Source organism: Streptomyces sp. NPDC026092 (genome assembly GCF_040638605.1).
In the GTDB taxonomy this organism is placed as follows: domain Bacteria; phylum Actinomycetota; class Actinomycetes; order Streptomycetales; family Streptomycetaceae; genus Streptomyces.
Genome location: NZ_JBEZYN010000008.1, coordinates 244,129 through 269,830, shown reverse-complemented (window position 1 = coordinate 269,830; position 25,702 = coordinate 244,129). Strand labels below are relative to the sequence as shown.

25 protein-coding genes are annotated in these 25,702 nt (G+C 71.6%); 6 read left to right on the top strand and 19 right to left on the bottom strand.

Annotated features, from left to right (window positions below):
- Positions 1-17: 17 nt before the first annotated feature.
- From AB0F56_RS16220 to AB0F56_RS16205, 4 genes are all read right to left on the bottom strand, one after another.
- Positions 18-941, bottom strand: coding sequence for an ABC transporter permease (locus tag AB0F56_RS16220; protein ID WP_362009321.1), 924 nt, complete (start codon positions 939-941; stop codon positions 18-20).
- The gene (locus AB0F56_RS16215; protein ID WP_362009318.1) at positions 938-1,801 is read right to left on the bottom strand and encodes an ABC transporter ATP-binding protein; all 864 of its coding nucleotides are present in this window, start codon (positions 1,799-1,801) and stop codon (positions 938-940) included. Before AB0F56_RS16215 ends, AB0F56_RS16220 begins: the two co-directional genes overlap by 4 nt.
- Before the next feature lie 4 nt (positions 1,802-1,805).
- Complete coding sequence (locus AB0F56_RS16210; protein WP_362009316.1) at positions 1,806-2,858, bottom strand: ABC transporter substrate-binding protein; 1,053 nt, start codon at positions 2,856-2,858, stop codon at positions 1,806-1,808.
- Positions 2,859-3,020: 162 nt separating this feature from the next.
- Positions 3,021-3,104: a putative leader peptide gene (locus tag AB0F56_RS16205; protein ID WP_361956324.1), complete on the bottom strand. Its 84-nt coding sequence runs from the start codon at positions 3,102-3,104 to the stop codon at positions 3,021-3,023.
- A 187-nt stretch (positions 3,105-3,291) separates the two neighbouring features.
- On the opposite strand from AB0F56_RS16205, the gene AB0F56_RS16200 reads away from it, so the two are divergent.
- Positions 3,292-3,819 carry a GNAT family N-acetyltransferase gene (locus AB0F56_RS16200; RefSeq protein ID WP_362009313.1) on the top strand — a complete coding sequence of 176 codons (528 nt, stop codon included), beginning with the start codon at positions 3,292-3,294 and terminating at the stop codon, positions 3,817-3,819.
- Positions 3,820-3,830: 11 nt separating this feature from the next.
- Here AB0F56_RS16200 and AB0F56_RS16195 read toward each other — a convergent pair whose 3' ends face one another.
- The 13 genes from AB0F56_RS16195 to AB0F56_RS16135 form a co-directional block, all read right to left on the bottom strand.
- The gene (locus AB0F56_RS16195) at positions 3,831-4,391 is read right to left on the bottom strand and encodes a rhodanese-like domain-containing protein (RefSeq protein ID WP_362009310.1); all 561 of its coding nucleotides are present in this window, start codon (positions 4,389-4,391) and stop codon (positions 3,831-3,833) included.
- A gap of 166 nt (positions 4,392-4,557) precedes the next feature.
- A complete protein-coding gene (locus AB0F56_RS16190; protein ID WP_362009307.1) occupies positions 4,558-5,424 on the bottom strand; it encodes a DUF1684 domain-containing protein in 867 nt (288 codons plus the stop codon).
- A gap of 420 nt (positions 5,425-5,844) precedes the next feature.
- Entirely contained in the window at positions 5,845-6,873 is a 1,029-nt protein-coding gene (locus AB0F56_RS16185) for an aromatic ring-hydroxylating dioxygenase subunit alpha (protein WP_362009304.1), read from the bottom strand.
- 1 nt (position 6,874) lies between these two features.
- On the bottom strand, positions 6,875-7,114 hold the full coding sequence (locus AB0F56_RS16180; RefSeq protein WP_362009301.1) for a recombinase-like helix-turn-helix domain-containing protein: 240 nt from the start codon (positions 7,112-7,114) through the stop codon (positions 6,875-6,877).
- 87 nt (positions 7,115-7,201) lie between these two features.
- A complete protein-coding gene (locus AB0F56_RS16175; RefSeq protein ID WP_362009298.1) occupies positions 7,202-8,152 on the bottom strand; it encodes a PDR/VanB family oxidoreductase in 951 nt (316 codons plus the stop codon).
- Positions 8,153-8,195: 43 nt separating this feature from the next.
- A complete protein-coding gene (locus tag AB0F56_RS16170; RefSeq protein WP_362009295.1) occupies positions 8,196-9,821 on the bottom strand; it encodes a thiamine pyrophosphate-binding protein in 1,626 nt (541 codons plus the stop codon).
- A gap of 9 nt (positions 9,822-9,830) precedes the next feature.
- A complete protein-coding gene (locus AB0F56_RS16165; RefSeq protein ID WP_362009292.1) occupies positions 9,831-10,619 on the bottom strand; it encodes an SDR family oxidoreductase in 789 nt (262 codons plus the stop codon).
- Positions 10,620-10,638: 19 nt separating this feature from the next.
- Positions 10,639-11,379: an SDR family oxidoreductase gene (locus AB0F56_RS16160; RefSeq protein WP_362009289.1), complete on the bottom strand. Its 741-nt coding sequence runs from the start codon at positions 11,377-11,379 to the stop codon at positions 10,639-10,641.
- The gene (locus tag AB0F56_RS16155) at positions 11,372-11,893 is read right to left on the bottom strand and encodes a cupin domain-containing protein (RefSeq protein WP_362009287.1); all 522 of its coding nucleotides are present in this window, start codon (positions 11,891-11,893) and stop codon (positions 11,372-11,374) included. The genes AB0F56_RS16160 and AB0F56_RS16155 overlap by 8 nt, the downstream gene beginning before the upstream one ends.
- Positions 11,884-12,702 carry an alpha/beta fold hydrolase gene (locus AB0F56_RS16150; RefSeq protein ID WP_362009284.1) on the bottom strand — a complete coding sequence of 273 codons (819 nt, stop codon included), beginning with the start codon at positions 12,700-12,702 and terminating at the stop codon, positions 11,884-11,886. Before AB0F56_RS16150 ends, AB0F56_RS16155 begins: the two co-directional genes overlap by 10 nt.
- A complete protein-coding gene (locus AB0F56_RS16145; RefSeq protein ID WP_362009281.1) occupies positions 12,699-13,496 on the bottom strand; it encodes an aspartate dehydrogenase domain-containing protein in 798 nt (265 codons plus the stop codon). Before AB0F56_RS16145 ends, AB0F56_RS16150 begins: the two co-directional genes overlap by 4 nt.
- Entirely contained in the window at positions 13,493-14,449 is a 957-nt protein-coding gene (locus AB0F56_RS16140; protein ID WP_362009278.1) for a VOC family protein, read from the bottom strand. The genes AB0F56_RS16145 and AB0F56_RS16140 overlap by 4 nt, the downstream gene beginning before the upstream one ends.
- 54 nt (positions 14,450-14,503) lie before the next feature.
- Complete coding sequence (locus AB0F56_RS16135) at positions 14,504-15,988, bottom strand: aldehyde dehydrogenase (RefSeq protein ID WP_362009276.1); 1,485 nt, start codon at positions 15,986-15,988, stop codon at positions 14,504-14,506.
- 271 nt (positions 15,989-16,259) lie between these two features.
- On the opposite strand from AB0F56_RS16135, the gene AB0F56_RS16130 reads away from it, so the two are divergent.
- Together AB0F56_RS16130 and AB0F56_RS16125 are read left to right on the top strand one after the other, a co-directional pair.
- Entirely contained in the window at positions 16,260-17,627 is a 1,368-nt protein-coding gene (locus AB0F56_RS16130; RefSeq protein WP_362009274.1) for an MFS transporter, read from the top strand.
- A gap of 120 nt (positions 17,628-17,747) precedes the next feature.
- The gene (locus tag AB0F56_RS16125; protein WP_362009272.1) at positions 17,748-18,278 is read left to right on the top strand and encodes a MarR family transcriptional regulator; all 531 of its coding nucleotides are present in this window, start codon (positions 17,748-17,750) and stop codon (positions 18,276-18,278) included.
- A 23-nt stretch (positions 18,279-18,301) separates the two neighbouring features.
- Here the strand turns inward: AB0F56_RS16125 and AB0F56_RS16120 are convergent, their stop codons facing one another.
- Positions 18,302-18,937 (bottom strand): lysophospholipid acyltransferase family protein, encoded by a 636-nt coding sequence (locus AB0F56_RS16120; protein ID WP_362009269.1) that lies wholly within the window; start codon positions 18,935-18,937, stop codon positions 18,302-18,304.
- 269 nt (positions 18,938-19,206) lie between these two features.
- Positions 19,207-19,578: an SH3 domain-containing protein gene (locus AB0F56_RS16115; RefSeq protein WP_362009266.1), complete on the bottom strand. Its 372-nt coding sequence runs from the start codon at positions 19,576-19,578 to the stop codon at positions 19,207-19,209.
- Positions 19,579-19,814: 236 nt separating this feature from the next.
- On the opposite strand from AB0F56_RS16115, the gene AB0F56_RS16110 reads away from it, so the two are divergent.
- The 3 genes from AB0F56_RS16110 to AB0F56_RS16100 all read left to right on the top strand — a co-directional run bounded on the left by AB0F56_RS16110 (position 19,815) and on the right by AB0F56_RS16100 (position 25,645).
- Complete coding sequence (locus AB0F56_RS16110; RefSeq protein WP_362009263.1) at positions 19,815-22,880, top strand: BTAD domain-containing putative transcriptional regulator; 3,066 nt, start codon at positions 19,815-19,817, stop codon at positions 22,878-22,880.
- A 195-nt stretch (positions 22,881-23,075) separates the two neighbouring features.
- Positions 23,076-24,845, top strand: coding sequence for a histidinol-phosphate transaminase (locus tag AB0F56_RS16105; protein ID WP_362009261.1), 1,770 nt, complete (start codon positions 23,076-23,078; stop codon positions 24,843-24,845).
- Positions 24,842-25,645, top strand: a complete 804-nt coding sequence (locus AB0F56_RS16100; RefSeq protein ID WP_362009258.1) for a phosphatidate cytidylyltransferase — start codon at positions 24,842-24,844, stop codon at positions 25,643-25,645. Before AB0F56_RS16105 ends, AB0F56_RS16100 begins: the two co-directional genes overlap by 4 nt.
- Positions 25,646-25,702: the final 57 nt, after the last annotated feature.

Below are 25,702 nucleotides of genomic sequence, written 5' to 3'. Positions count from 1 at the left end.
AGGGGAAGAGGGCCGGATCAGTCGCCGGCGGACACGCGCCAGGAGCTGAGGCGCCGCTCCAGGACCACCAGGAGCTGGTTGAAGGTCACGCCGATGGCGGAGATCGTGACGATGCCCGCGTACATCTGGGGGATCGCGAAGTTGTACTGCGAGGCGTTGATCAGATAGCCCAGCCCCGCCTTGGCCCCGATCATCTCGGCGGCGACAAGGACCAGGATCGACCCGGCTCCCGCCAGCCGGATGCCGGTGAACATCACGGGCACGGCGGACGGCAGGATGACCTTCTGGAAGAGCCGGGGTGCGGACAGGTCCATCGACTTCGCGAGCTTGAGGAGTGTGGGGTCGACACTGCGTACGGCGCTGATCGTGTTGAGCAGGATCGGCCAGGTGCACGCGTACACCACGATGGAGATCTTCGAGGTCTCCCCGATGCCCAGGAGCAGGACGAAGACCGGCAGCAGGGCCAGCGCGGCGGTGTTGCGGAACACCTCGAGCAGCGGACCGAGCAGATCGGCGACGGGCCGGTACCAGCCGATCAGCAGACCGAGAGGTACGGCGAGGGCCACGGCCAGACCGAATCCGCTGAACGAGCGCACCAGGCTGGCGAAGGTGTTGTCGGCGAGCTGCCCGTCGGCCGCCAGCGCCCACCAGGCGACGGCGACCTCACTGAACGGGGGCAGAAAGGTCCGGTCGACGAGGCCGAGCCGGGGAGCGGTCTCCCACAGCAGGAGCAGGGCCACGATCGCCGCGGACTTGGTGACCCCGGTCGCGAGGAGGGAGGTCAGCCGTCGCAGCGCCTGGCGGACGGGGACCGGCCGGGCGGGGGAGTGGTCGCCTTCGTCGAGGCGGGCAGGGACGGGCGGGGGAGTCTTGTCGGTGGTGGTGGGTGTGATGGTGGTGGGCGTGCTGGGCGTGGTGGTGGTGCGGGTCGTGAGGCTCATACGGATGCCTCCTGCTTCTCCAACTGCTGGGCCCTGGCCACCTCGTCGTGGAGCAGCGACCAGATCTGGTGACGGTGGCGTGCGAACTCGGGAGTGGAGCGGATGTCGTCCGTACCGGCGCGGGAGCCGAGGGCGACCGGCACGACCTCTTTGATGCGGCCCGGCCTGGACGTCATGACGGCGACGCGCTGCCCCAGATAGACGGCCTCGTCGATGCTGTGCGTGATGAAGACGACGGTCTTCCCCGTGCGCTGCCAGATGCGGAGCAGTTCGTCCTGCAACAACTCGCGGGTCTGGGCGTCCAGCGCGGCGAACGGCTCGTCCATGAGCAGTACGTCAGGGTCGTACGCCAGACTGCGGGCGATCGCCACCCGCTGCCGCATCCCGCCCGACAGCTCATGCGGATGCCGGTTCTCGAACCCGGACAGGCCGACCAGATCCAGGAACTCCCGTGCCCGTGCGCTGCGTTGGCGGCGCGGTACACCGGTGGCCTCCAGGCCGAACTCGACATTGCCCTGCGCGGTACGCCAGGGAAGCAGTGCGTACTGCTGGAAGACGATGCCGCGGTTCAGGCCGGGACCGGTGACGGGTTCGCCGTCCAGCAGGATCCGTCCGCCGGTGGGCCGGGCGAGACCGCCGAGCAGATCGAGCAGCGTCGACTTGCCGCAGCCGCTGGGCCCGACGAGGACGACGAACTCGCCTGCCGCTATCTCCAGGTCGATACCGTCGACGGCCGTGAACTCCCTGGACTTCGGGGAGTCCTTGACCGTGAAGACCTTCCGTATGTCCTCGAACACGATCTTGGGTGTCGGGGACGCAGTGGATATGGCGGATGTGGTGGATGTGGTGGATGCCGGCATGGGATCAGCTCCCGCTCGTCGACGCGGAGGTGGTCGGTGAGGTGGCCGGTGAGGCGTTGAACTCATTGGTGTAGAGGTCGTCCACCTTCACCTGGCCCTTCTGGATGTCGCCGCGCTCGGCCAGCCAGTCGATCCAGAGCTGGAGCTCCTTGCCGGTGATCCGGCCCGCCGTCTCGGCGACGCCGTAGGACCGCCAGTACTTGAGGGGTGAGGTGTCCTCGTTGCGACCGCGCTTCTTCACGATGTCCGTCATCCGGGCGATGACCTCGGCGCGCGGAGTGGTGCGCGACCACTCGATGGCCCGTCCGACAGCGGTGACGAAGGTCCGGGCCGTGTCGGGGTTCTGCTTGAGAAAGCGGTCCGTCATCACGTACGTGCCGGCGCTGAAGGCGCCGAGCAGTTCGAAGTCCGTGAAGAGCGGCCGGATTCCACCGGTAGCGAGGGCCTTGTCCCGCAGAATGCCGCCGAGTACGGCCACCTCGATCTGCTTCTGGCGCAACGACTGCTCGGTGTTCACCGGAGGCACGACCAGCGGCTCGACCTTGTCGATCTCCGCGCCGGAAAGCCCGCCGCGCTGGAGATAGATGTCGAGCATCGCCTCCGCGTGGGCTCCGAGGGTGTTCATCCCGACCTTCTTGCCGGCGAGATCGCGGGCGGAGCGGATCGGGCTGTCCTTGAGGACGTAATAGCCGTTGTAGGCGTGCTGGTCGGAGCCGTAATAGCTGATGACGGCCTTGATGGGGGTCTTGTTCGCGGCCAGTTTGACGACCGCGCCGTTGAACGCGCCACCGAAGTCCGTCTGGCCGGTGGCCGCCGACTGGATGTCCTGCGGCCCACTGATCGTGTTGCCGACCCACTCCAAGTTCACATCCCCCAGATAGCCGAGGTCCTCGGCCAGCTCCGGCAAAGTGACCTGCCCTGCCCAGCCCTGGTAGCGCAAGGTCCGCGTCTGGCCCTTGCCGGAGGTCCCTGCGGCGGACGTGCCGCAGCTCACCGCGACCGCGGAAAGGCCGAGCAGAGTGAGAAACTGTCGTCGGGTCGACGCCATCGTGGTCATGGAGAATCCTGTTCACATTCGATGGAACGGCTGGATGGCGCCTATACGGAAAGGCGCGTGCCAGGGTTCCGGGCAAGGGAATGGGAACCGCCGAACGGCGGGAAAGGAAAACTGGCCGGAGAGGAAATCCGGCGGGCAGGCGAAAGAGGCCTGCCGGTGGGTCTATCGACCGACAGCACAGATGGCGCTGGCTTGACGTCGAAGATCGACGTGGAGCCGCGCGGCGAGGTTCTCAGAACTGCTCACGGCCAAGAGACTTGCAGTGGAATCCGGACACGTCAATGTCTTGTCCTACCGCGTCTCGCATACTGAATCGCATGCCATACGCGCGAAGTACGGCGTTCACAACCGGCCCGAAAGGTGGGTGGGGCTCCGGGCGGACGCCCCGCGGAATCCGATGGCGCGACGCGGCTTCGGCGTCAAGAATCGGCGGATGCATGACGTGAGACTGTTCGACGGGATCATCACTCTGTCGCCGCTGAGCCTGGACGATGTGGAGGCGCATCTCGCGGGCGAGGATGAGTTGCTGGCTCGCTGGCTCAACGGCGGTCCCGGCACGCGCGAGGGTGTGGAAGCGTACTTCCGGCACTGCAGGGAGCAGTGGAGCACGGCCGGCCCCCTGCGCGCTTTCGGTATCCGGGTGGCCGCCGGCGAGGCGCTCGCGGGGACGATCGACCTGCGGTTCGCAGGAGAGGGCCTGGCTCCCGGCCAGGTGAATGTCGCCTACGGCCTCTATCTGTCGTGGAGAGGGCGTGGGCTGGCAACCCGCGCAGTCGTCCTGGCGGCCCGGTACGCGGCCACCGAGGGCGGGCAGGAGGCGGTGATCCAGGTCGATCCGGACAATCCCGCATCCGCCGCAGTCGCGCGGCGGGCGGGATTCACGCCCGGAAGGCAGCCGCGCAGCGACGAGGCCGCACGGTTCGACTGGTACGTCAGGGACTTGCGCGACGCACCTCTGTGACGACCAACAGGTCACGCGTGAGGTGTTGCTCCCCCTCGGTTGAAGGGAAGCCGGCTGAGGACCACGGCCATGCCGCAGGTGTCGGTGAGGGCGGAGAAGACCAGGCCTCCGGCGATTCCGGCCGACAACAGCTGGAACGCCGGGTGGACGAGCAGACCGAGGGCCAGGCCGAGCAGGACCAGGATGCCTGCGGTGAAGCGGACTTGACGCTCCATCCCCCAGACCGCCCGTACGGGGCCGGGCGGGAACTCCAGCACGTGGCCGGCGGCGGCCCATGCCCCGGTGCCGCCGGACAGGCTCGCCGCGGCGACCCCGTGAGCGGCGAGCGCCGAGGCGGCCTTCTCGGAGCGGGCACCGGAGGCACACACCAGGAGGAGGGTCTGGTCGGCAGCGGCGGCCCGCAGATCGGAAACGCTGTCCTGGAGGCGGTCGAGGGGGACGTTGACGGCGCCGGGCAGGTGGCCGGACGCGAACTCGCCCGGGGTGCGGACGTCGACCACGTACAGCTCGGGGAGCTGCGGCTCAGCCTGGCCGACGGTGAGGGGGGTGGTGGGAGTGGGGGAGATGCTCATGGCGATCCTGCCCTTGGCAGCGACGGGGGAGTGGCCCTGCACCGAGCAGGTGACAGGGCCGTTCCCGAGATGCTAGGCGCGCGGTACGGCGACAACGGGACGACGTGCAATGCCGCCACGAGTTCGTCATGCCGTCGCCATACCGCGGCAACACGTGCGCGTTCCGTCAGTCGACCGAGCCGCGCTCCCGCGGGATGCGCTCCCCCGCCTCGACCGCCACGGGCAGCCGGTTCTCGGCCGGGGGCAGCGGGCAGGTCGCGAAGTCGGTGTAGGCGCAGGGCAGATTGGTGGCCCGGTTGAAGTCGAGCACGACCGCCCCGTCGGGTCCGGGCTCGTCCACACCGAGCTGGCGGTTGGCCGCGTACGTGGTGACGCCCGAGGTCTCGTCGGTGAACAGCACCGTGAGGCTGCCGGGTGTGAACCCGTTGAACGCGGTCAGGCTCAACTCCTGTCCGTCCAGCCGGAAGACGATACGGCCCGGAGCGTCGTACACGTGCCGCAGCCCCTCGACCGAGGCGCCGACCGTGGTCGGTCGCGGCTCGTCGAAGGCCTCGTAGCGGCCGGTGACTACCCAGCGCGGATCCGGGGCGTACGCGGGCGTCCCGGTGAAGGCGGTCCGCAGCGGGTGGTCGGGGTGGCGCGGCCGGACCACGTCGTGGCCGCCGCGCTTGGCGACCTCGATCACGGTGTCGTTCCAGACGGCGTTGATACCGCCGCGCTCCGGAATGACGCCGAAGAGGTGCTTCCCCCGCACCACCGTGCCGTCGACGACGAATTCCGTCTCCTCGTCGAGTTCGACGCTGACGCCCTCGGGCCCCGTCGACCAGATGCCGGGCGTGCCGGGGAAGCTCTGCGGCTCCTCGGAGAGCCAGTGCAGACCGGTCACCGCGAGGAAACCGTGCTCGGCGGCGAGCCGGGCGTCCTTGTCCCGGTGCCACTCCTCCCATTCCACGGCGAAGCGCGCCGGATCGGGGGTACCGGTGGTGTCGGTGTCGACGGTCTCGCGGGTGTCGGGGATGTCACGGACGCTCATGCGTCTCCTCCTGCTGATGCGGATGGTGTGTGCACGGCCGCGCGTCCACTGCCAGAAGGCCGGAAGTCCGGAAGGCAAGGCGGAAGGAACGGGCCGCGGGGCAGGACGAGGCCGTCAGGGGGCACCCAGAAGCTGTTCGGGGTGAGCGCGTGGCTGTCCGGACGCCGGGTCGAGGCCTCGATGTCAGCCGGAACAGGCCATGGTCGTGACGCGCACGTAGTCCACGTGTCGACGCATCACGAGAAGGCTCATGAGTCGAGCAAACCACAACTCCGGTGCGGTGCACCAGTGTCACTCGTCACGACCGACTCGAAACGGCCGGCAGCGCCGGTTCGCCCCAGCGCCGTTCCCTACGGGTGTGCCTCGTCCCGCCTCGGGGCTGGCGGGGGCACACCCGTATCAGGGATGGCGGTCCGTCGGTCAGGCGCCCGACGAGGAAGATGCCGAGGACTGGGCCTCCGCAGCTGCCCGGAACAGTCGTCGGAGCCGTACGACCCCAAGGTCGTGCTGGTAGAGGTTTTCCTGCTGGTCGGCGTCCGCGGGCATGGCCTCCAGCATCACGCGGTCCTGCTCCAGGACCTCCCAGTGCCGCTTCTCGACCAGCGTCCGATACAGGAAGCGCCAGGTCGCGCGCTGCCAGTCGGCGACACGGCGGTAGCGCCAGAAGAAGACCCCGCTGCGCTCGGCGTCCACCGGGCAGACCATGCCCACGATGCCGAACGGTCCGCCGGGACCGGCCGACGGCGGGTACGGGATGGACAGGTCGACCCAGTCCACACCGGTACGGCACAGCTCGACCCAGTCGAAGTTGACGCCCCGCTGGTCGGTCTTCTCGAAGAAGTAGCCGCGGTCGGTCTCCCGGATGCGGAACTTGGCCGTCGTGTCGCCGTCGAACATCGTGTGCGACTCGTGGTGGAGGAAGGCGCCGTGCATCGGGTCGAGGAGGTTCTCCACGGCGTACCGCCAGGGCACGTCCCATTCGGCGTAACACAGGAACGCGTCCACCTCCGGGTCCGTCAGCGGCTCCGGCAGCGTCAGGTCCACCGGCTCGGGGTGGTTCCCGTCGCCGAAGTAGGCGAGGATCGCGCCGCCGACCTCGCGCACGGGCAGCGAGGTGACGAGCTTCTTGCCCTCCAGGTTGCAGCCGGGCAGCCCGGGGACGGAGGAGACCGTCCCGTCGGTCTCGACCTCGACGCCGTGGTACCAGCACGCCACCCGGTCACCGAGGTGCTTCCCGAGCGAAAGAGGGGCGCCCCGGTGCGGGCAGCGGTCGGCGAGCATGGACAGTCGGCCGTCGGAGCGGCGGAACAGCAGCCACTGCTCACCGAGCGCGGTCACCTTGCGCATCGCGCCCGGAGCGACGAAGCGCGAAGGGACGACGGGGTGCCACTGGTTGCGCAGACCGGTGGCGTAGATGTGGTCGGCGGTGGCGGTGGACGACAGCGTCACGTCAGGCTCCCAGTCGGTTGATCTCGGCGCGGAAGGACTCCTCGGTCCACGGCGCGCCGTCGGCGGCATGGACCTTGCGGGCGTTGAGCCCGCGCACCACGTCGGCCGGCTCGTGGCCCTCGTGGGTGAAGACCTCTTCGAGGGTCGCGGCGAGCTTGTACTCGTAGGCGGTGGGTTCGTGCGTACGGGACTGGTGGACGTCCAGGTACGGCCACGCGTCGCTCGTGGTGTCGGCGGTCACGGTGTCTCCTGAGAATGCAGGGGATCAGGGATCAGGGATCAGGGATCAGGGATCAGGAATCGGGAATCGGGAATCAGGGAGGCGGGGTCACAGGTCGAGGACCAGCCGGCCCGAGGCGCACCGCGAGACGCAGATCATCATCGTGGCGCCCGCGGCCTGCTCCGACTCGCTGAGCAGGAAGTCGCGGTGGTCGGGGGTCCCGTCGAGCACGCGGGTCTCGCACGAGCCGCAGATCCCGTCGCGGCAGGAGTTGTCGACGGCGATTCCGGCGCTCTCCGCCGCGTCGAGGATCGAGGTGTCCGCGCCGACGCTGAGCGTGAGGCCGGACCTGCGGCACTCGACCTCGAACGCCTCGTCGCCCCCGGTCCGTTCGACGGCCGGGGCGGCGAACCGCTCCAGCCGCAACCGGCCCTCCGGGCACCGGGCCTCCACGGCCGTGAGCAGTGGTTCGGGGCCGCAGGAGTAGACGAGCGTGCCGTCCGAGAGCCCGGACAGAGCCGCGTCCAGGTCGATGTGGCCCGCCTCGTCCTGCGGTACGAACGTCACATCGGGTCCGAGCACGGTGAGTTCGGAGACGAACGCCATCGACGCCCGGCTCCGCCCGCCGTAGACCATGCGCCAGGGGGCGGCTCGTCGCGCGGCCTCCCGAGCCATCGCGAGGAGCGGTGTGATCCCGATGCCGCCCGCGACGAACACGTAGGCGTCGGCCTCCTCCAGGGCGAAGTGGTTGCGCGGCTCGGAGACCGTGACGGTCTGGCCGGGACGGAGCGTCGTGTGCACGTAGCGCGAACCTCCGCGTGAGGAGGGCTCGTTGAGCACGCCGATGCGGTACGCGCCCACGTCCTGCGGGTCACCGCACAGGCTGTACTGGCGGACCTGCCCGCCGACGTGGACATCGAGGTGGGCGCCGGCCGTCCAGGCGGGCAGGGGCTTGCCGTCGGGGTCGGTGAGTTCGACGGACAGGACGCCCTCGGCTTCCCACGTCATACGGCGGACGATGAGCCGCAGCCCGTTCTCGTTGAGCGCGTTCTCGCTCATGGTCTGTGCCTCCTTCCGGTGAGGGAGTGGTACGGGGCGCGGGCTACTGGCCCGGGATGCGCACCGGCGGGGTGAACGGGGTCTTCATCGGTCCCAGGGCCGCGAGGTCGACCTCGACGAGCGTCGGCCCCTCCGAGGCCACGGCCTGGCGGATGACGGGGCCGGCGTGCTCCTCGGCTGCGATCCGCAGATAGGGCAACTCGCAGGCACGGGACAGGAGTTCGAAGTCGGGGGTCGTGAGGTCGACACCCGAACGCCGCTCGCCGTAGCGGTCCTGCATGTTGCGCAGCACGCCGTAACCGCCGTCGTTGAAGACGATCAGGGTGAGCCGGGGCCGTTCCTGGGCGAGGGTGAGGAGCTCCCCGAGGTGCACGGCGAGCCCGCCGTCGCCCGCCATGACGACCGTCGGCGCGTCGGGCCGGGCGAGCGCCGCACCGATGCCCATGCCGAGGCCCTGCCCGATGCCGCCGCCCCGGGGAAAGACGTTGTCCCGCGTGCCGTACATCTCCAGGAGCCGGTTGCCCCAGCTGCTGGACGCGATCGTGACATCGCGCGCGACGACCGCCTCGCGGGGCAGAGCGGCGCGGATGGCGTCGCAGATCGCGGCCTGGGGGCCGATGGAGGTGTGGAGCGCCTCCCGGACCTCGGTACGGACGGAGGCGACGCGCTCGCGCCAGCCTGCCTCGGCGGGCCGGGCGTACGAGGCCAGACCGGCGAGGGTGGGCGCGGCGTCCCCGTGCAGCGGGTGCGCGACCGGGTACACGCGGCCGAGCGCCGCCGCGTCGACGTCGATCTGGATGTGTGCGGAGGGGAGATCGAGCGTGTAGTCGGCGGTCTCGTTGGAGCGGAAGTGCGTGCCGATGGTGACCAGAACGTCCGCGTCGGCGAGCAGGGCCCGTACGGCGGGGGTGGTGGCGAAGTTGCCGATGACCTGCTCATGGTCCTCGGGCACTGTGCCCCGACCGGAGTTGGAGGTGAGCAGCCCGGCCCCGGTCGCCTCGAGCAGCGGGGCGAGCTGGTCGCGGGCGCCTGCCGCACCCCCTCCCGCCCAGATCAGCGGGCGGCGGGCCGAGGCCAGGAGGGCGCCGGCGGCCGCGAGCTCACCCACCGTGGGCGCGGGACGGACCTGCGCGGGAAGCTCCGCGGGAGCGTCCGTCTGGGCCGCGTACTGGAGGTCGATCGGCCACTCGACACTGGCCGGACCGCCCGGCGCGGCAAGCGCCGCCCGCGCCGCCTCGCGTAGGATCCGGCCCGCCTGCTCGGTGTCCGGGACGCTCGCCGCGTACGCCGACACGGCGGTGAGCATGCCGAGCTGATCCTTGGTCTCGTGGATGAACCCCCGTCCGCTGCCCAGGAATTCGCTCTCCACCTGGCCCGTGATGTGCAGCACGGAGCTGCCCGCGCTCAGCGACTCGATCAGCGAACCGGCGGCGTTGCCCGCCCCCGTACCGGTCGACGTCAGCGCGCAGCCGATCGAGCCGCGGGCCCTTCCGTAGGCGTCCGCCGCGTTGACGGCCGAGGCCTCGTGCCGCACGGGCACGAACCGCAGTTCGCGGTCGACGGCCTCCACCAGCGGCAGGTTGTGCACGCTGACGATGCCGAAGACGGTGTCGACGCCGAGCTCGCGCAGGACCGCGACGAGGAGGTCTCCTCCGTTGTCGTGACGCATGGTGTCTCCTCAGAGGATGGAGCGGCCGACGCCGCCGCAGACGTCGATGCCGGTGCCGGTGATGTACGAGGCGCGGGGCGAGAGCAGGGTCACGACCGCGTACGCGACCTCCTCGGCCCGGCCGAGACGGCCGAGTGCGATCCCGCGGTCGGCGGCCAGTTCGGCCTGCCAGTCCTCGTAGCTCTCCCCGGTGCCGGCCGCGGCGTGGCGGCGGGACCACTGGCCGGTGTCGATGAGGCCCAGGCACACGGAGTTGACCCGGATGCCGTCACCGGCCAGCTCGATCGACAGGGACTTGGAGAGGTTCAGGATGCCGGCGCGTGCGGCGCTGGTGGTGATCAGACGGGTCTCGGGCTGCTTCGAGAGGACCGCGTTGATGTTGACGATGCTCGCCGCGTCGGAGGCGGCGAGGTACGGGCGGGCGGCGTGCAGCGGGTTGAGGACCCCGGCGAACTTGAGCTCCAGCTCGTCGCGCCAGTCCTCGGGCGTCGCCTCGTCGAGCCGCTTCATCCGGGACTGCCCGGCGTTGTTGACGAGCCCGTCGACGCCCCCGAACTCCTCGGCGGCACGGCGTACGAAACGGTCGACCGCGTCACGGTCTCGTACGTCGCAGACCTCGGTCATCAGCCGGTCACGTCCGGCAGCGAGCCCGGCGGCGGCCTTGGCCATCCGGTCGGCGTCCCGCCCGCAGGTCGCGACGCGGGCTCCTTCGTCGAGCAGGGCGCGGACCGTGGCCAGGCCGACACCCGAGCTGCCGCCGGTGACCACGATCGTGCGGTCGGCGAGGCCCAGATCCATAAGTCGTCACTCCTACAAGTCAGTTCATGGTGAATCCGCCGTTGACGGCGATCACCTGTCCGGTCAGATAGCGGGACTCCTCGCCGAGCAGGAAGGAGACGACCCCGATGAGGTCCTCGGGCTGCTGCGGCCGGGAGACCGCCCGGTTCGCGCGGTAGAGGTCGTGCCGCTCGGCGGGCACGGTCTCGGTCGCCTCGCACTCGGTGAGCCCGGGGGCGACCGCGTTCACGGTGATCCCCTTGTCGCCGAGCTCACGGGCCATCGCCCGGGTCAGCGCGAGGACCGCGCCCTTGGAGGCGATGTAGTGGGCCAGGCGCGGCGAGCCGTAAAGGGCGGCGTCCGACGCGATGTTGACGATCCGGCCCGGCGAGCCGAAGAGCGGGTACAGGGCCTTCGACACCAGCCAGGGGCCGCGGGCGTTGACCGCCATCAGCCGGTCCCACACCTCGATGTCGATGTCCTGGAACTCACTTCCGCCCACTCCGTTGGCGAGCGCCGCGTTGTTGACGAGGCCGTACAGCGGTCCGGTCTCGCGCACGGCCGCCGCCAGCGCGTCCACCGACGCGGGGTCGGCGACGTCGCAGCGTACGAAGCGCGCGTCGACGCCCTCCGCGCGGAGCCGTGCGGCGGCCCGCTCTCCCCGCTCCCGCTCCAGCTCGGCGACGACGACCCGGAAGCCGTCCTCGCCGGCCCGGCGGGCCATGGCCATGCCCAGGCCACGGCCCGCCCCGGTGACGACGACGACCCGCGGGTCAGTCACGGGTGACACCGTGCATCGGCGAGTACTCGGGGTACGTCGGCACCTGCGGCTTCTGCGTGCCGATGACGACGCAGAACAGGGCGTCGGTGTCGCCCTCGTTCTTCAGCGAACGGGTCACGCCGGCCGGGACGACGATCATGTCGCGGTAGCCGAGGGTGCGGTACTCGACCTCGTCGGGGCCGCGGTGGATGCCGACCTTGACCTCGCCCTCCAGGACGAAGAAGGCCTCCTCGACGTCGTGGTGGGTGTGGGCCGGGCCCTCGGCGCCGGGCGGGAGCAGCATGTTGGAGAAGGTGAAGCCGCCGGACGGGAGGATGCGGCTGTCGCTCTCGTGGTTGCCGGTGGCGCCCGAACCGACGTAGCGGATCTGGCCCCGACGGTACTGCGGGCCCGCCTTCTCCTGGAAGGACAGGGTGCCGAAGTCCGCCACGCGGGAGGCCTTGGTGGCGATGAGCGAGTCGGTGTACGCGGCGAGGTCGCCGCCGTTGTCGTACGCGGTGGTGGTCAGAGGCATGGGAAACGGCTCCTGTTCGGGGATTCGGGGATGCGTGCGGTGATACGGAGGTGGGAGAGGACCCAGGCGTTGAAGCGCCCGGGCTGCTCCTGATTGGCCAGGTGACCGGCGTCCTTGACGATCACGAAGGCGGTCCTGCGGAGGGCTCCGGCGATGGCCTGACTCGCTTCGATGCCGGTGACCCGGTCCTGGTCGCCGCAGAGCACCAGCGAGGGTGCGGCGACCGAGGGCAGTTCGGCGCGGAGGTCGGCCGCGGCCATGGACTCGGCGGCGTACGCGTAACCCGGCAGCCGCACCGAGGCCGCCATGGTGTCGACGACCCGCCGGACCAGCTCGTCCGGGGCGCCGGGCGACATCAGGCGCGGACCACGTGCTTCGGCGAACGCCCGTGGGCCGAGTTCGGCCAGCTCGGTGGCGCGGGCCCGCATGCCCGCGGCCTTGTCCTCGTCCGTACCCGAGCCGGGGCTGGAGTCGGCGACGATCACCGAGGCGACGAGCTCCGGGTGACGGGCGGCGAGCCGCAGGGCGATGACCCCGCCCCAGGAGACGCCGAGCACATGGCCGCGTCCGCCGCGCTCCCGGATGAGGCCGGCCGCCGTGTCCGCGAAGTCGTCGAGGGTGAGCGGGACTTCGGGGTCGGGCGACTTGGCGTAACCGGGGGCGTCCCAGGCCACGACCCGCGCGCACGACGAGAGTTCGGCGAGCTGCGGCGCGAACGCGGCCGACGACGAGCCGATGCCGTGCAGGCACAGCAGGAGCGGACCGTGCTCGCCCGCCTCCTCGACATGCACGTCGACGGGGCCGCTCACAGGATCTGCCCCGTGCGCCCGGCGATCGCGGCGAGGCTGCGCAGCACCGCGTACGGCACGACCTGGCTGGTCGCGGGGTTGTCCGCGTCCGGCACGTGCTCCATCTCGAAGCGGTACGTGCCGTGCGGTCCTGACGCCTCGATCACGTGCCGCGTGCGGTGCGCCGCCGGGTCGGCGACGACCTGGACCCGCACAGCGTCCAGGTCGCCGACGGCAAGCGCGACCGAGGCGGCGACGTTCGTCGACCGGGGAAACTTCACCGGGACCTCGCGCGCGGTGCCGGACATGACCTCGACAGGACCGGTCGCCGTCCGCATCCGGAGCAGCAACTCCTCGCTCATCCACGGCTGTTCGAGCGTCGCGGGCAGCTTGGTGGTGGTCAACCGGACGTCGTCCACGGGACCGAGGGACCGTACGGCCTGGAGCAGGTCGAGGCCCCCCACCGCGCCGCCCGTGAAGTACACCCGGCCGGGGCCCGCCGCGAGCAGCCGCTTCGCGAGCTCCTCGTCGGTGAGCGCCCCGGTCGAGGCGACCAGCAGATCGGTGCCGGAGGCGAGGACCCGCTCGCCCCACTCCCGTACGACGCCCTGCCCTGCGGCCTCCACGATGAGGTCGCACTGTTCCAGGGCCTCCTCGAAGGCGACCTGAGGGGCGGGCGCGGCCTCGCCCAGCGGGCGGTTGTCGACGACGCACACCAACTCGGCGCCGCCCACCTCTCCTTGGGTGAGCGCGGTGCCGACGACGCGGCCGATCGCGCCCCAGCCGACGATGCCCACCTTGCGTACGGTGCTCATGCGAAGTCCTTCCGGGAGTCGGTGACGGTGGGGGCAGGGGCGAGCGGACCGGGGTCCGGCGTGCCCGCCATGTGGCAGCGGATCTCCTTCGACGGCGGGCCGGCCGTCCCCCACAGGTCGGACAGCTCCGGCACGCGGCGCCACACCCTGGCGATCCAGGCGTCCTCGACGATCTGCGCCACCTCGGAGGTGTACTCGCAGACAAGGCCGGACGGATCGGTGAAGTAGGAGAACGTGTTGTTGCCGGGGCCGTGCCGGCCGGGGCCCCACTGAGGGGTGATGCCGTGGTGGCGCAGCCGCCCCAGACCCCGCATGAAGTGGTCGACCGAGTTCATCTCGTACGCGACGTGATTGAGGGAGGTCCACTCGGCCTGGTTGAAGGCGATGCAGTGGTGGTCGGCGTTGCACCGCAGGAACGCCATCTGGTGCTCGGACCAGTCCGAGACGCGCAGCCCGAGGACGTCGCAGTAGAAGGCGACGGCCGCGTCGATGTCGGTGGTGTTGAGCACCGCGTGGGTGACGCCGACCGGTACCGCGCCGTCCCGGCCGCGCGGGGCCACCGCCTCGACCTGGGCGCTGATCTCGATCAGGCGCCGCTCGGGGTCGGTGAACCGCAGCCCGTAGCCGCCGCCCGCCTGGTCCAGCGGTCCGGGGCCGAGGACGGGGACGATGCCCCGGGCTTCGAGGCGCCGCGCGGCCTCGTCCACCTCGGCGGGGGTGGCGACGGAGAACGCGATCCGGCCGAGGCCCACGCGCTCGCTCTCGGTGAGGTGCAGGACATGGTGCTCGTCGCCGGTCCCGCGCAGCCAGCGCGCGCCGGTGGCGGACTCGACGGTCTCGAGCCCCCAGACCTCCTCGTAGAAGTCGGCGGCCTCGGTGAAGGCGGGCGTGTGCAGCTCGACGTAGCGCAGGGAACGGAGCCGGGCGATCGGACCGGGCGGTGTGCGGTGCATGAGTCTCTCCAGAGGGCGGGCGTGCCGGGACGGGTGGCCCAGGGGCGTGCCGGGTCAGTTGGCCCAGGGAAGGGGAGCGTCGGAGGTGCCCCAGTACAGGGACTTCTGCCGTTGGTAGGCGCGGATCGCGTCACGGCCCTTCTCCGTCCCGAGGCCGCTCTCCTTCCAGCCGCTGAACGGGGTGGCGGCGCTGAACTGCTTGTACGTGTTGATCCAGACCGTGCCCGCGTCGATCCGGCTGGCCAGCCGCCAGGCCGCTCGCGCGTCGCGGGTCCAGATGCCGCAGGCGAGCCCGTAGACGGAGTCGTTGGCCTGGCGGACCAGGTCGTCCTCGTCGTCGAAGGGGAGCGCCACGAGGACCGGGCCGAAGATCTCCTCCTGGCAGGTGCGGGAGGAGTTCGGCAGGCCCTCGAGGACGGTCGGCAGGTAGTACGCGCCGTCCCGGTAGCGCTCACCGTCCGGCGCGGATCCGCCGCACAGCACCCGCCCGCCCTCGGACCGGGCGAGGTCGACGTAGGCGGCGACGGCGTCGCGGTGGCGGTGGTGCACGAGGGGGCCGACCTGGGTGGACGGGTCGGTGCCGGGTCCCACGCGCAGTTTCCGGACGCGCTCGACGAGCTCGCCGACGAAGGAGTCGTAGATCTCGCGGGCCACGAAAAGCCGCGAGCCCGCGATGCAGGACTGGCCGCTGGACGAGAAGATCCCGAACAGCACACCGGCCAGGGCCTGTTCGACGTCGGCGTCGGCCCGGACGATGGTCGGCGACTTGCCGCCCAGCTCCAGGGAGGCGGGGATCAGCTTCTGCGCCGCGATCGCGGCGATCGAGCGGCCCGTCGAGGTGCCCCCGGTGAACCCGATGCGGGCGACGAGGGGGTGGCGTACGAGGGCGTCACCGACCACCCGGCCGCTGCCAGGCAGCACGGACAGGAGCGCGGTGGGCAGGCCGAACTCGGCGAGCGCCCGGGTGATCAGCCGGCCGAGGGCCAGGGAGACCAGGGGCGTCCAGGCGGCCGGTTTGAGGAGGACCGCGTTGCCGGCGGCCAGGGCCGGGGCGATCTTCTGCGCGTCGCTGGCGATGGGCGAGTTCCACGGGTTGATCGCCCCGACGACACCGATCGGCTCGTGCACGCTCATCGTCAGGTACGCCCCGCGCGGCGGGGTGAGCGCGTCCTCGGCCGTCTCCAGGGCCGCCGCGATGTACCGGAAGGTGCCCGCGGCGCTGAGGGCGAGCGCCCGGGTCTCGGCGAGGGTCTTGCCGGTGTCGGCGGTCTGGAGGGCGGAGAGCTCGCCTGCGGCCTCCTCGGTCAGCCAGGCGATCCGGTGCAGCAGCCGGGCGCGCTCGTGGGGGAGGAGGTCCCGCCAGGCCGGGTCCGCCACCGCCTCCGCGGCGGCCTCGGCCGCTTCGGCGACCTCCTCGGCCGATGCGGAGTGGACGGTGGCGACGACCCGCCCGGTCGCCGGGTCGACGGTGTCGACCGGGTCGCCGGCACCGCGCCGCCACTGGCCTGCTATGAGGATGTCGGTGGGGAACTGAGGCACGGCAGAACCTCCGGTGAGGCGGCGGACGTTGGGCTTCGGCAGAGAGGGATTCCCGGATTGCCGAAGCGCTTGAAATCTAAGGGCTTAAATATCTCCGCGCAAGAGCCGAAGGGAAAGTCGTTACCGTGGTGGCCCTGAGCGGGGTGTCGATCGCGCAGCGCGTCGACGGCGATCAGGTAACGGGGAGATTCCTAAGACCTTAACCATTGACCCCTTAGGTAGTGCCCCTTACTGTCTCGGCAACTCCTCTGTTCGCGGAAGGACTCCCTCCATGACGACTGTGGCCGGCAAGCCAGGCCTCGGCTCCATAGCCGCGCGACTCGAACGGCTGCCCCACTCGCGCTGGCACGTCAAGGTCCGCTTCCTCATCGGCGCCGTCACCTTCTTCGAGGCGTTCGACCAGCTCCTCGCCGCCTCCGCGCTGCCCGTGCTGATGAAGGAATGGCACCTGACCACGGGCCAGGCCACCCTCGCGGTGACCTCCGCCTCCCTCGGCATGCTCATCGGCGCCCTGGCCGCCGGATGGATGGGCGACCGGATCGGCCGTGTGCGTACCGTCGCCCTCGGCGTCGCCGTCACCGGTCTCGCCAGTCTCGCCGTCGCCTTCTCCGGCACCATCGAGACGTTCTCGCTCTTCCGGTTCGTCCAGGGCCTCGGCATCGGCGGAGTCGTGCCCGTCGCCGCCACCTACATCAACGAGATCGCCCGCTCCGACAAGCGCGGACGCTTCGTCCTGCTGTACGAGATGATCTTCCCGGCAGGCCTCGCCGCGGCGACGCTGGTCGCGGTGTGGGTGGTACCGAACTTCGGCTGGCGTGCCATGTTCGTCATCGGCACCCTTCCCGTACTGATCGCCGCCCTGCTGCCCCGCCATGTCGCCGAGTCGCCGCGCTGGCTCCTCTCCCGAGGGCGTACGCAGGAGGCCGAGGAGACCATCGCCCGCATCGAGGCGGAGGTCGCCCGCGCCACCGCGCAGCCGCTGCCCGCGCCGGACGCGGACGTACGCGAGGAGGGCACCACCCCGGGGCGCTGGGGCGACCTCTTCCGCGGGCGCTATCTGCGGCGCACGGCGGTCCTGTCCGGCCTCTGGTTCGTCGCCTACTACGTCAACCACGGCATCTCGACCTGGCTGCCGTCCCTGTACACGAAGCACTTCGGCCTCGACCTGACCACGGCACTCGTCTACACCCTGCTCAGCAACGTCACCGGCCTGCTCGGCACCCTGGTCGTCGCGCTGCTCGTCGACCGGATCGGCCGCAGGCCCGCACTGATCGCCGCGCTCACCGGCGGCGGGCTCTCCCTGGGGGCGCTCGCCCTGGCGGGCGCGACCTCGGGCGGCCAGGTCGCCGTCTTCGCGTCCTGCACGACCTTCTTCCTCTACGCGATCAACGCGGGGCTCTACCTGTACTCGCCCGAGCTGTACCCCACCGCCAACCGGGCCAAGGGGGCGGCCTTCGGCGGCCTGTGGAACCGCCTCGGCGTGATCATCGGCCCGGTCACCGTCGGCGCGGTCATCGCCGCGGGCGGCAGCCTCTCGGTGGTCTTCGCTCAGCTCGCCGTGGTCGCCGCGGTCGGTGCGGTGATCGCCTGGTTCGCGGTGGAGACGAAGGGCAGGACGCTGGAGGAGATGAACGCCTGACGTACCCGGAAGGGGGTGGCGGTCCGAGCGGAGATCACCGCTCGGGCCGCCACCCCCTTCCGCCCAACCCCTCAGGGGTAAGATTCTCAGCACCGTGAGAACCCGCACGAGGGGCTGGGGATGGCTGCATCGAAGTCGGCGGACCAGGACGCCGTGGCGAAGGTGATCGAGGACTGGGCGCGCGAACGCCCGGACCTGGACACGAGCCCGCTCGAAGTACTGGCCCGGCTGCACCGTTCTTTCCTCCGTTACAGCACCCGGCTCACCACCTCCATCGAGCGGCACGGCCTGTCCGTGGCCGGCTTCGACGTGCTGACCGCCCTGCGACGGGCGGGCGAGCCCTACCGGCTCACCGCAGGACAGCTCGCCGACTCCGGCCTCGTCTCCTCGGCCGGTGTGACCCTGCGGATCGACCGGCTGGAGAAGGACGACCTGATCGTCCGCGAACGCGACGCCGACGACCGCAGGATCGTATACTCCCGTCTCACCGACAAGGGCCTGGCGACGGTGGACGCCGTCTTCGCCGAGCACCTCGACAACGAACGCCGGATGCTCGCGGGCCTGTCACCGGCCGAGCGCCGCCAGATCGCCCGCCTCCTGGGCAAGCTGGAGACGTCCATCCTGGCCTCGGACGAGCCCCGGGCCGAGTGATTCCCGCGGTGGCAGGTGGCGGGTCAGACCGTCAGGGACTTGCGCCACGCGGTGGTCACGGCGGTGTGGGCCTGCTCCGTCCGGGACGCCGCGTCGCCGGTCAGGACGATCGGCGTCCCGACGTGAACCCGTAGCCCCGGCCGGCGCACGGGCGCGGTGGCGAGGCCGGCGAGCTGCTTGGCCGTACCGCCCGAGACCACCCGGCGCGCGCCTGCCTGTCCGACCGGCACGACGGGCGCGCCGGTACGGAGCGACAGCCGGGCGATGCCGGTGCGGAAGGCTTCCGGCGGCTCCTCGCCGGCGTCCCTGCGCGTGGGCAGGCCGCCCTCGCCGTAGATGAGGACGAGCCGCCCGGCGCACAGGGCCTCGGAGGCGAGGTCGAGAGCGTCGGCGGCGCGGGCACTGTTGCGGTACACCGGGATGTGACCCTCGCGGGCGAGCGCCCGGCCGAGCCACGGGATACGCCACAGGCCGGCCGTGGCGGCCACGACCGGCTCGATGCCGAGGCGGTGCAGCGCGGCGAGAACGATCGCCGGGTCGGCGAGCGAGGTGTGGTTCGCGACGACGATGCTGCCGGGGGCGAACTCCGCCTGTGGATCCGTGGTCACGGTGAGTCGGCCCACGGCGGGCACCAGGGTTCTGGCGAGGCGGCTGAGCACGTGTTCTCTCCCCGAGGTCGGCGGCTGCGTCTGCCGCCATGCTCCCCGGCGCCCCGCGCGGTGGCCTGAGCCTCCGTACCCAGGTCCCGCTCCACGCCGTACTCAACGCCGTACTCAACACACCTCAGGTACGCCGACGGACGCGCACGGGAAGCCCCGTGCGCACCCGCCCCCTTCCCGGGCCCCGAGCCCCGTGTCCCGGGGCCCGGGTGCTGGGGTTGCCGGTCACGACGACCTGCACGCGCATGGTCCTGCCGCAGTGAACTCGGTCAGCACCACGCGTAGTTGGACTCGTATACGCTGCCGAGGTTGCCGGAGTACATCCAGCCCGTGACGGTACGGCCGGAGACGTACACATCGCCGTGGTACCAGAGGTTCCCCGCGCTGTTCTCGTACTGGCAGTCGATGGAGAACTCGGTGTTGGCGGGCACGGTCAGTCGCGTGCCGCAGTCCGCGTTCGGACCCGAGCGCAGCGGCGAGGTCTTGCCGCCGACCGTGAACGAGTAGCCGGGGTCGTACGGGCCCCAGCTCGGCGACGTACAGGCGGCGGGCGCGGCACTGGCGGTCGTGGGGGCCGCGACGGCCAGCGGTGCGGCGAGCAGGGCGGCGGCGAGAGCCGCGCCCGCGAGGCGCTTCTTCACGAGGTTCCCTTCTGATGGAGGATCCCGGAACTCCCGGGTGTGGTTCGGCTGTTGATGCGGTCGGTCACCGCGACGCTGCACTCGTCGGAGCCGATCCGTCGAGGCCGCCCTCGTTCCGGGCGTTCACCTCGGAACCCAGCGTGCGGGGGAGGCCGTCGGTAAACCTTCGGAAATGCTGGAATCCGCCTTGGCCCACCGATCAGCGGCCCCTCAAAGTGGCGGCAAGGGGGCAATCGGTGGAACACAAGGGGGAGTTGATGGCCACGTGCTTCGGGGTCCTCGGGCCGATCGAGGTACGGCGGAACGGAGTCCCCGTCGACGTGGGGCACGCGATGCAGCGGCGGGTCCTCGCGGCGCTCCTGGTCGACGCGGACCGGGTGGTGTCGTCGGACGCGCTCGTCGACCGGGTCTGGGGAGAGGCCGACGGGCCTCATGGCCGTACGAAACTGTACGGATACGTCTCCCGCCTGCGACACGTACTGGCGGGCGACCCGGGGGTCCAAGGCGGCGGCCCGACCCACGCGGCCACGCCCCTCACCCGGGAAAGGGGCGGCGGCTACCGGCTGGCCGTCGAACCCGCCTCGGTGGACGTCCACCGCTTCCGGGAGCTGTCCGGCCTGGCCCGGAAGGCGGGCACCGACGAACAGGCCGAGGCGGTGTGGCGCGAGGCCCTCGGCCTGTGGCGGGGCAGCGCGTTCGCCGGCGTCGACACCCCCTGGTTCAACGCGCAGCGCGACCGCCTCGACGGTGAACGGCTGACCGCCCAACTGGAACTCGTCGACGTCCGATTACGCCTCGCACAGCACGGACGCCTGGTGAGCGAGCTGCTCGACCGCGCGGCCGCGTACCCCCTCGACGAGCGGGTCGTGGGGCAGTTGATGCTGGCCCTGTATCGATGCGGACGGCAGGCGGAGGCACTGGACGGCTACGAACGCGCCCGCCGGCGACTCGCCGACGAGCTGGGGATCGACCCGGGTGCCGAACTGCGACGGTTGCACGCGCGCATCCTCGCGGCGGACCCCGAACTGGCACGGGGCGGCCCGGTCGCACCCCTCTCCACCGCACCGTCGGCCGTCGCCGCGCCGGTCTCCCCGCCGCACGCAACGGGACGGCAGCTCGTCCCCCGTCTTCTGCCCCCGGACCTGTCGCTCTTCGTCGGTCGGAAACGCGAACTGGCAGATGTGTACCGGTCGTTCGACGGTGACGCGACGACGACGGGTCCGGTGACGCTGCTCGTCACCGGACCCGCCGGAGTCGGCAAGACGGCCTTCGCCGTCCGCGCGGCACACGGACTCGCGTCCCGCTTTCCCGACGGTCAACTCCACGCCGATCTGCGGGGCTTCGGCGACGAGCCGACCGAGCCGTACACGGTCCTCGGCACCTTCCTGCGCGCCCTCGGTGCGAGTGGCGGGAGCGTCCCCGGTGAACTGGCCGACCGCGTCCACCTCTACCGGACCCTGCTGGCCCAGCGCCGGGTACTCGTCGTCCTGGACAACGCGGCCGACGCGCAGCAGCTGCGGGACCTCATGCCGAGCGGCGGGCAGTGCGCCGCCCTCATCACCAGCCGGACGACGCTGGCGGAGATGAGCGGCCGCCGCATCACCCTCGGCGTGCTGAGCTCCGCGACGGCACTCGCGCTGTTGCGCGAGATGCTGGGACCCGGGCGGACCGACGCGGAGCCCGACGCGGCTCGCTCCATCGTCGAGACCTGCGGCGGGCTGCCCCTGGCCGTCTGGGTGGCCGGTGCCCGCCTGGCCGCGCGACCCCACTGGCCCCTGAGCAAGGTGGCGCGAGCCCTCGCCGACGAGCAGCGCAAGCTGGACGAGCTGGCGGTCGGCCACATCGCCGTACGGGCCAGCCTCGGACTCACGTACCAGGGGATGTCCGCGTCGGCCCAACGTGCGCTGCGGACCTTGGCCCTGCTCCCGGGACCGGCCTTCGCCGCCTGGGCGCTCGCCGCACTCCTCGACGTCCACCTCGACGAGGCAGAGGCTGTTCTCGACGACCTGGTCGAGGTGCACCTCGTCCAGACCGGAACGGTCGGCGCGACCGGGATCCGGTACCAACTCCACGACCTGGTACGCCTGTTCGCTCGGGAGCAGGCCGAACGAGGTCTCTCGCCCCTCGACCGCACGGCCGCGCTCGGCCGGTTGCTCGGGGCGAGTCTGCACCTCACCGACCACGCGGCGGACGCCCTCAGCGTCGACTTCCAGGGCATTCCGCAGAAGGACCTGGCTTCCTGGCGGCTCTCCGATGCCGACGCCGGTCCGCTGCTCGCCGACCCGCCGGCCTGGTTCGACGACGAACGTCAGTTTCTCGTCGGGGTGGTGGAACAGGCCCTGGACCGCGGTGAGACCGCACCCGCCGCCGGACTCGCCACAGCGCTCACGGCGTTCTTCCAGGTCGGCAGCCACTTCGACGACTGGGGGCGGCTCCAGAGCCGGGCGCTCAAGGTGTCGGAGAGCAACGGCGACGACCACAGCGCCTCGAAACTTCACCGGTGCCTCGGCGAACTCACCACCATCCTGGACCGGTACCCGGAAGCCCTGCACCACTTCGAGCGAGCCCTGCAGCTCGCCGAGGGGCAGGCACCGGCCTATCGGGCCGGGGCGACGGCCGGCCTCGCGTACGTGCACCGGCTGCTCGGCGAGTACGCCTCCGCCGTCCACCACTTCGAAGCGGCCGTCCGGCTGGCCGAGTCGGCGGGGAACGTCAACTGTCTGGTGTACGCGACCAACGGCCTCGGCGTCATCGACCTGGAGCAGGGCCGGCTGGACGCCGCCGTGGCCCGGTTCACGGAGTGCCTGCTGGTCAGCCGGCGCGCGGGCTACCTGCCGGGGGAGGCCCAGGCCTTGCGCTGCCTTGGCCAGAGCCACCGGGCGCGCGGAGCGTACGCGGACGCAGCCGACGCCTACCGGCAGGCGGCCGCGATCAGCGAGGAACTCGGCGACCGCCTCACCGCGACCCACGCCACCTGCTGGCTGGGCGACGTCCTCACCCGCCTCGGCGAACACGGCGAGGGCCGCCGCCTCCTTGCGAAGAGCCTGTGGACCTACCGCGAGTTCGGCAACCTCTGGGGCGAGGCCGCGACCCTGTACGCGCTGGCCGAGGCCCACCTCGCGGTCGGCCGCCCGCACCACGCCCGCCGCCGAGCCGAAGCCGCCATCCGACTGTGGCGATCCATCGGCTCCACCACCTGGCTCGCCACCGCCCTGGACACCCTGGCGAAGACCCACGACCTGTCAGGCGACAACACCTCAGCCCTACGGGCTCGCGAGGAGGCAAGGGCGATCCGAGCGTGAACCCGGCCCGGCAGGGGCTGCCGGCAGGCCGGGCCACCCTGCGAGGGGGCGGACAAGCAGATCCTGCGGAACAGCATCCGGTACCTGATCGGACCCGGCCCAGCCCTGTCATCCGGTGAGTACGCATACTCAGGTGTCATGTGCCGGCCTCCACGATGCTGGTGCGCGAAACCCGACCGTCTCAGGAGGACACGTATGGACCAGGCTCCAGCCCTTCAACTGCGCGCTGCCACGGCTCGCGATCGCGACTGGATCCACGAGCTGCGGCATCGTGTGTACGCGGAGGAGTTGGGGCAGCATCCGGTGGATCCGTCCGGGCGGCTGAGCGACGGCCTCGACGGCGAGAACGTGTATCTCGTGGCCGCGCGCGGCGAGGCCCGGATCGGCTTCGTCAGCCTCACCCCGCCGTGGGTCGGCCGCTATTCGCTGGACAAGTACCTGACACGCGAGGAACTGCCGGTCCTGACGGAGGAAGCGCCGTTCGAGATCCGCGTCCTGACCGTCGAGGAGCGCTGGCGCTCCACGGCGGCGGCGCCGCTCCTCATGTACGCGGCGCTGCGCTGGGTCGCGGCGCACGGCGGACGCCAGGTCGTGGCGATGGGGCGCACGGAGCTGCTCGACATGTACCTCGCCACCGGACTGCGGCCGGTGGGGCGCACGGTCCGCTCGGGTGCCGTCTCGTTCGAGGTGCTGAGCGGCTCCGTGGCCGAGCTGACGAAGATGGTCGGGGGGCAGCACGGTCGGACCCTGGAGCGGCTGCGGGCGGGGCTCGACTGGCAGTTGGACGTGCCGTTCGCGCCGCGCGCGGACGGCTGCGAGCACGGTGGTGCGTTCTTCTCGGCGATCGGTACGGACTTCCGGACCCTGGCCCGCCGTCACGAGGTGGTCGCCGCCGATGTGCTGGACGCCTGGTTCCCGCCGTCCCCCGATGTCCGCGCGGTCCTGTCGGAGGATCCGGGGTGGGCGGCGCGGACCTCGCCGCCGACCGGTGCGGAAGGGCTGCTCGCGGAAATCGCCCGGGTCCGTGGGCTTCCAGTGGAGTCGCTGGTCGTCGGGGCGGGCTCGTCCGACCTGATCTTCCGGGCGTTCGGGCGGTGGCTCACACCGGGGAGCCGGGTGCTCCTGCTGGATCCGAGCTACGGCGAGTACGCCCACGTCACCGAGCGGGTGATCGGCTGTCAGGTCGACCGGCTCCGGCTGAGCCGTGAGGACGGCTGGCTGCTCGACCCGGCCAGGCTCGCCGCCGCGACCCGCGATGGACGGTACGACCTCGTGGTGGTGGTCAATCCGAACAACCCGACCGGCCGCCACGCTCCCGCCGACGCGCTGCGCGCGGTGATCGAGGCCTCGCCCGCGCGGACCCGGTGGTGGATCGACGAGGCGTATCTCGGCTATGTCGATCCGGCGGACTCACTGGCCGGGCTCGCCACGGTCGACCCCCGGGTCGTGGTCTGCACCTCGCTGTCGAAGATGTACGCGCTGTCGGGGATGCGGGCCGCGTATCTGGTGGCCGCCCCGGACACGGCAGGGGAGCTGCGCCGCTGGACGCCGCCGTGGCCAGTGAGCCTGCCGGCGCAGCTGGCCGCCGTGACGGCGCTGCGTGACCCCGCGTACTACGCGGAACGCTGGGCGCGCACCGCTGTGTTGCGCCGGTCGCTCGCCGCCGGGCTCGCGGAGCTCGACGGGTTCTCCTCGGTCGACGAGGGGGTGGCGAACTTCCTCACGGTGACCCTGCCGCCGGGCGGGCCGAGCGCGGCCCGGCTGGTGCGCGAGTGCCGCCGCCACGACGTGTACCTGCGGGACTTGTCGCCGATGTCCCCGGCGTACGAGGGGCGGACCGTGCGTATCGCCGTCCGTGACACGGCGGAGAACGCGCGGATCGTGGCGGCGTGCCGGAGCGCCCTGGACGCGCTGCGCGCGCCGGCCGCCGTGCTGTCGGGCGCGCCGGCGCGGGTCTCCTCGTGACGGCGGTCGCCGGTCTCGTGCCGTACCTCGGCGGGGCACTGGCCGTCGGAGGGGTCGCCGTGGCGGCGACCCGGCAGCGTGAACTGATGCTCCGCTGGTGCGTGTGGGCGGTCGGAGTGCCGCTGGTCACCGCCGCGTTCTGGCTCGGTCCGCCGGGGATCGCGGTCCTCGCGGCCGTGGTCGGGGTGGTCGCCGTGGCGGAGTTCGGCGGGCTGCTGCGGCTGGGCCAGGTGGACCGCGTGGTGCTCGGCGCGGCGGTCGTCGGGCTCGTCCTGACCGCCTGGCTGGCCCCGGGGGAGGTGCTCCGGGTAGCTGCGGTCGGGGCGCTCGCGATCGCGGGGGTGCCCCTGGTGACGGGGGACGCGGAGCACGGGCTCCGCCGCATGCAGGCGGGCCTGCTCGGGCTCGTGTGGCTGGGGCTCCTGGCCGGTCTCGTGCACCTGGGTGCCCTCGGCCTCGTCCTGTTCGTGGCCGTGTCGATCGCCGACATCGTCGCGTACGCGGCGGGCCGCCGCCTCGGCGGCCCCCGGCTCTCCCCCCTGTCACCCGCCAAGCGGTGGAGCGGCACGCTGGCGGGGGCGGCGGCCGGACTCTGCGCCCTCGCCGTCCTGTCCTCCCTGACGTGGCAGACGGCGGTGGCCGTGGCGGTCGGCGGTCCGCTCGGCGACCTGCTGGAGTCGATGGTCAAGCGGGGTGCCCGCGCGAAGGACGCCGGTAGTTGGCTGGCCGGGTCGGGCGGTCTCCTGGACCGAATCGACTCCCTCCTCGTCGCCCTGGCGGTGCTGCTGGTGCTGAGCTGAGTCCCACGCTGCGGAGGCGGAAGCCGGAGAGAGGGTGAAGGGCCCGGCGGCACCGAG

Coding starts and splice junctions, on each gene's coding strand:
- AB0F56_RS16145 (WP_362009281.1), bottom strand. CDS start 13,496: ATGAGCACCGTACGCAAGGTGGGCATCGTCGGCTGGGGCGCGATCGGC.
- AB0F56_RS16170 (WP_362009295.1), bottom strand. CDS start 9,821: ATGCGTCACGACAACGGAGGAGACCTCCTCGTCGCGGTCCTGCGCGAG.
- AB0F56_RS16195 (WP_362009310.1), bottom strand. CDS start 4,391: ATGAGCATCTCCCCCACTCCCACCACCCCCCTCACCGTCGGCCAGGCT.
- AB0F56_RS16200 (WP_362009313.1), top strand. CDS start 3,292: ATGCATGACGTGAGACTGTTCGACGGGATCATCACTCTGTCGCCGCTG.
- AB0F56_RS16155 (WP_362009287.1), bottom strand. CDS start 11,893: ATGCCTCTGACCACCACCGCGTACGACAACGGCGGCGACCTCGCCGCG.
- AB0F56_RS16125 (WP_362009272.1), top strand. CDS start 17,748: ATGGCTGCATCGAAGTCGGCGGACCAGGACGCCGTGGCGAAGGTGATC.
- AB0F56_RS16215 (WP_362009318.1), bottom strand. CDS start 1,801: ATGCCGGCATCCACCACATCCACCACATCCGCCATATCCACTGCGTCC.
- AB0F56_RS16130 (WP_362009274.1), top strand. CDS start 16,260: ATGACGACTGTGGCCGGCAAGCCAGGCCTCGGCTCCATAGCCGCGCGA.
- AB0F56_RS16175 (WP_362009298.1), bottom strand. CDS start 8,152: ATGAGCGAGAACGCGCTCAACGAGAACGGGCTGCGGCTCATCGTCCGC.
- AB0F56_RS16140 (WP_362009278.1), bottom strand. CDS start 14,449: ATGCACCGCACACCGCCCGGTCCGATCGCCCGGCTCCGTTCCCTGCGC.
- AB0F56_RS16220 (WP_362009321.1), bottom strand. CDS start 941: ATGAGCCTCACGACCCGCACCACCACCACGCCCAGCACGCCCACCACC.
- AB0F56_RS16190 (WP_362009307.1), bottom strand. CDS start 5,424: ATGAGCGTCCGTGACATCCCCGACACCCGCGAGACCGTCGACACCGAC.
- AB0F56_RS16165 (WP_362009292.1), bottom strand. CDS start 10,619: ATGGATCTGGGCCTCGCCGACCGCACGATCGTGGTCACCGGCGGCAGC.
- AB0F56_RS16105 (WP_362009261.1), top strand. CDS start 23,076: ATGGACCAGGCTCCAGCCCTTCAACTGCGCGCTGCCACGGCTCGCGAT.
- AB0F56_RS16210 (WP_362009316.1), bottom strand. CDS start 2,858: ATGACCACGATGGCGTCGACCCGACGACAGTTTCTCACTCTGCTCGGC.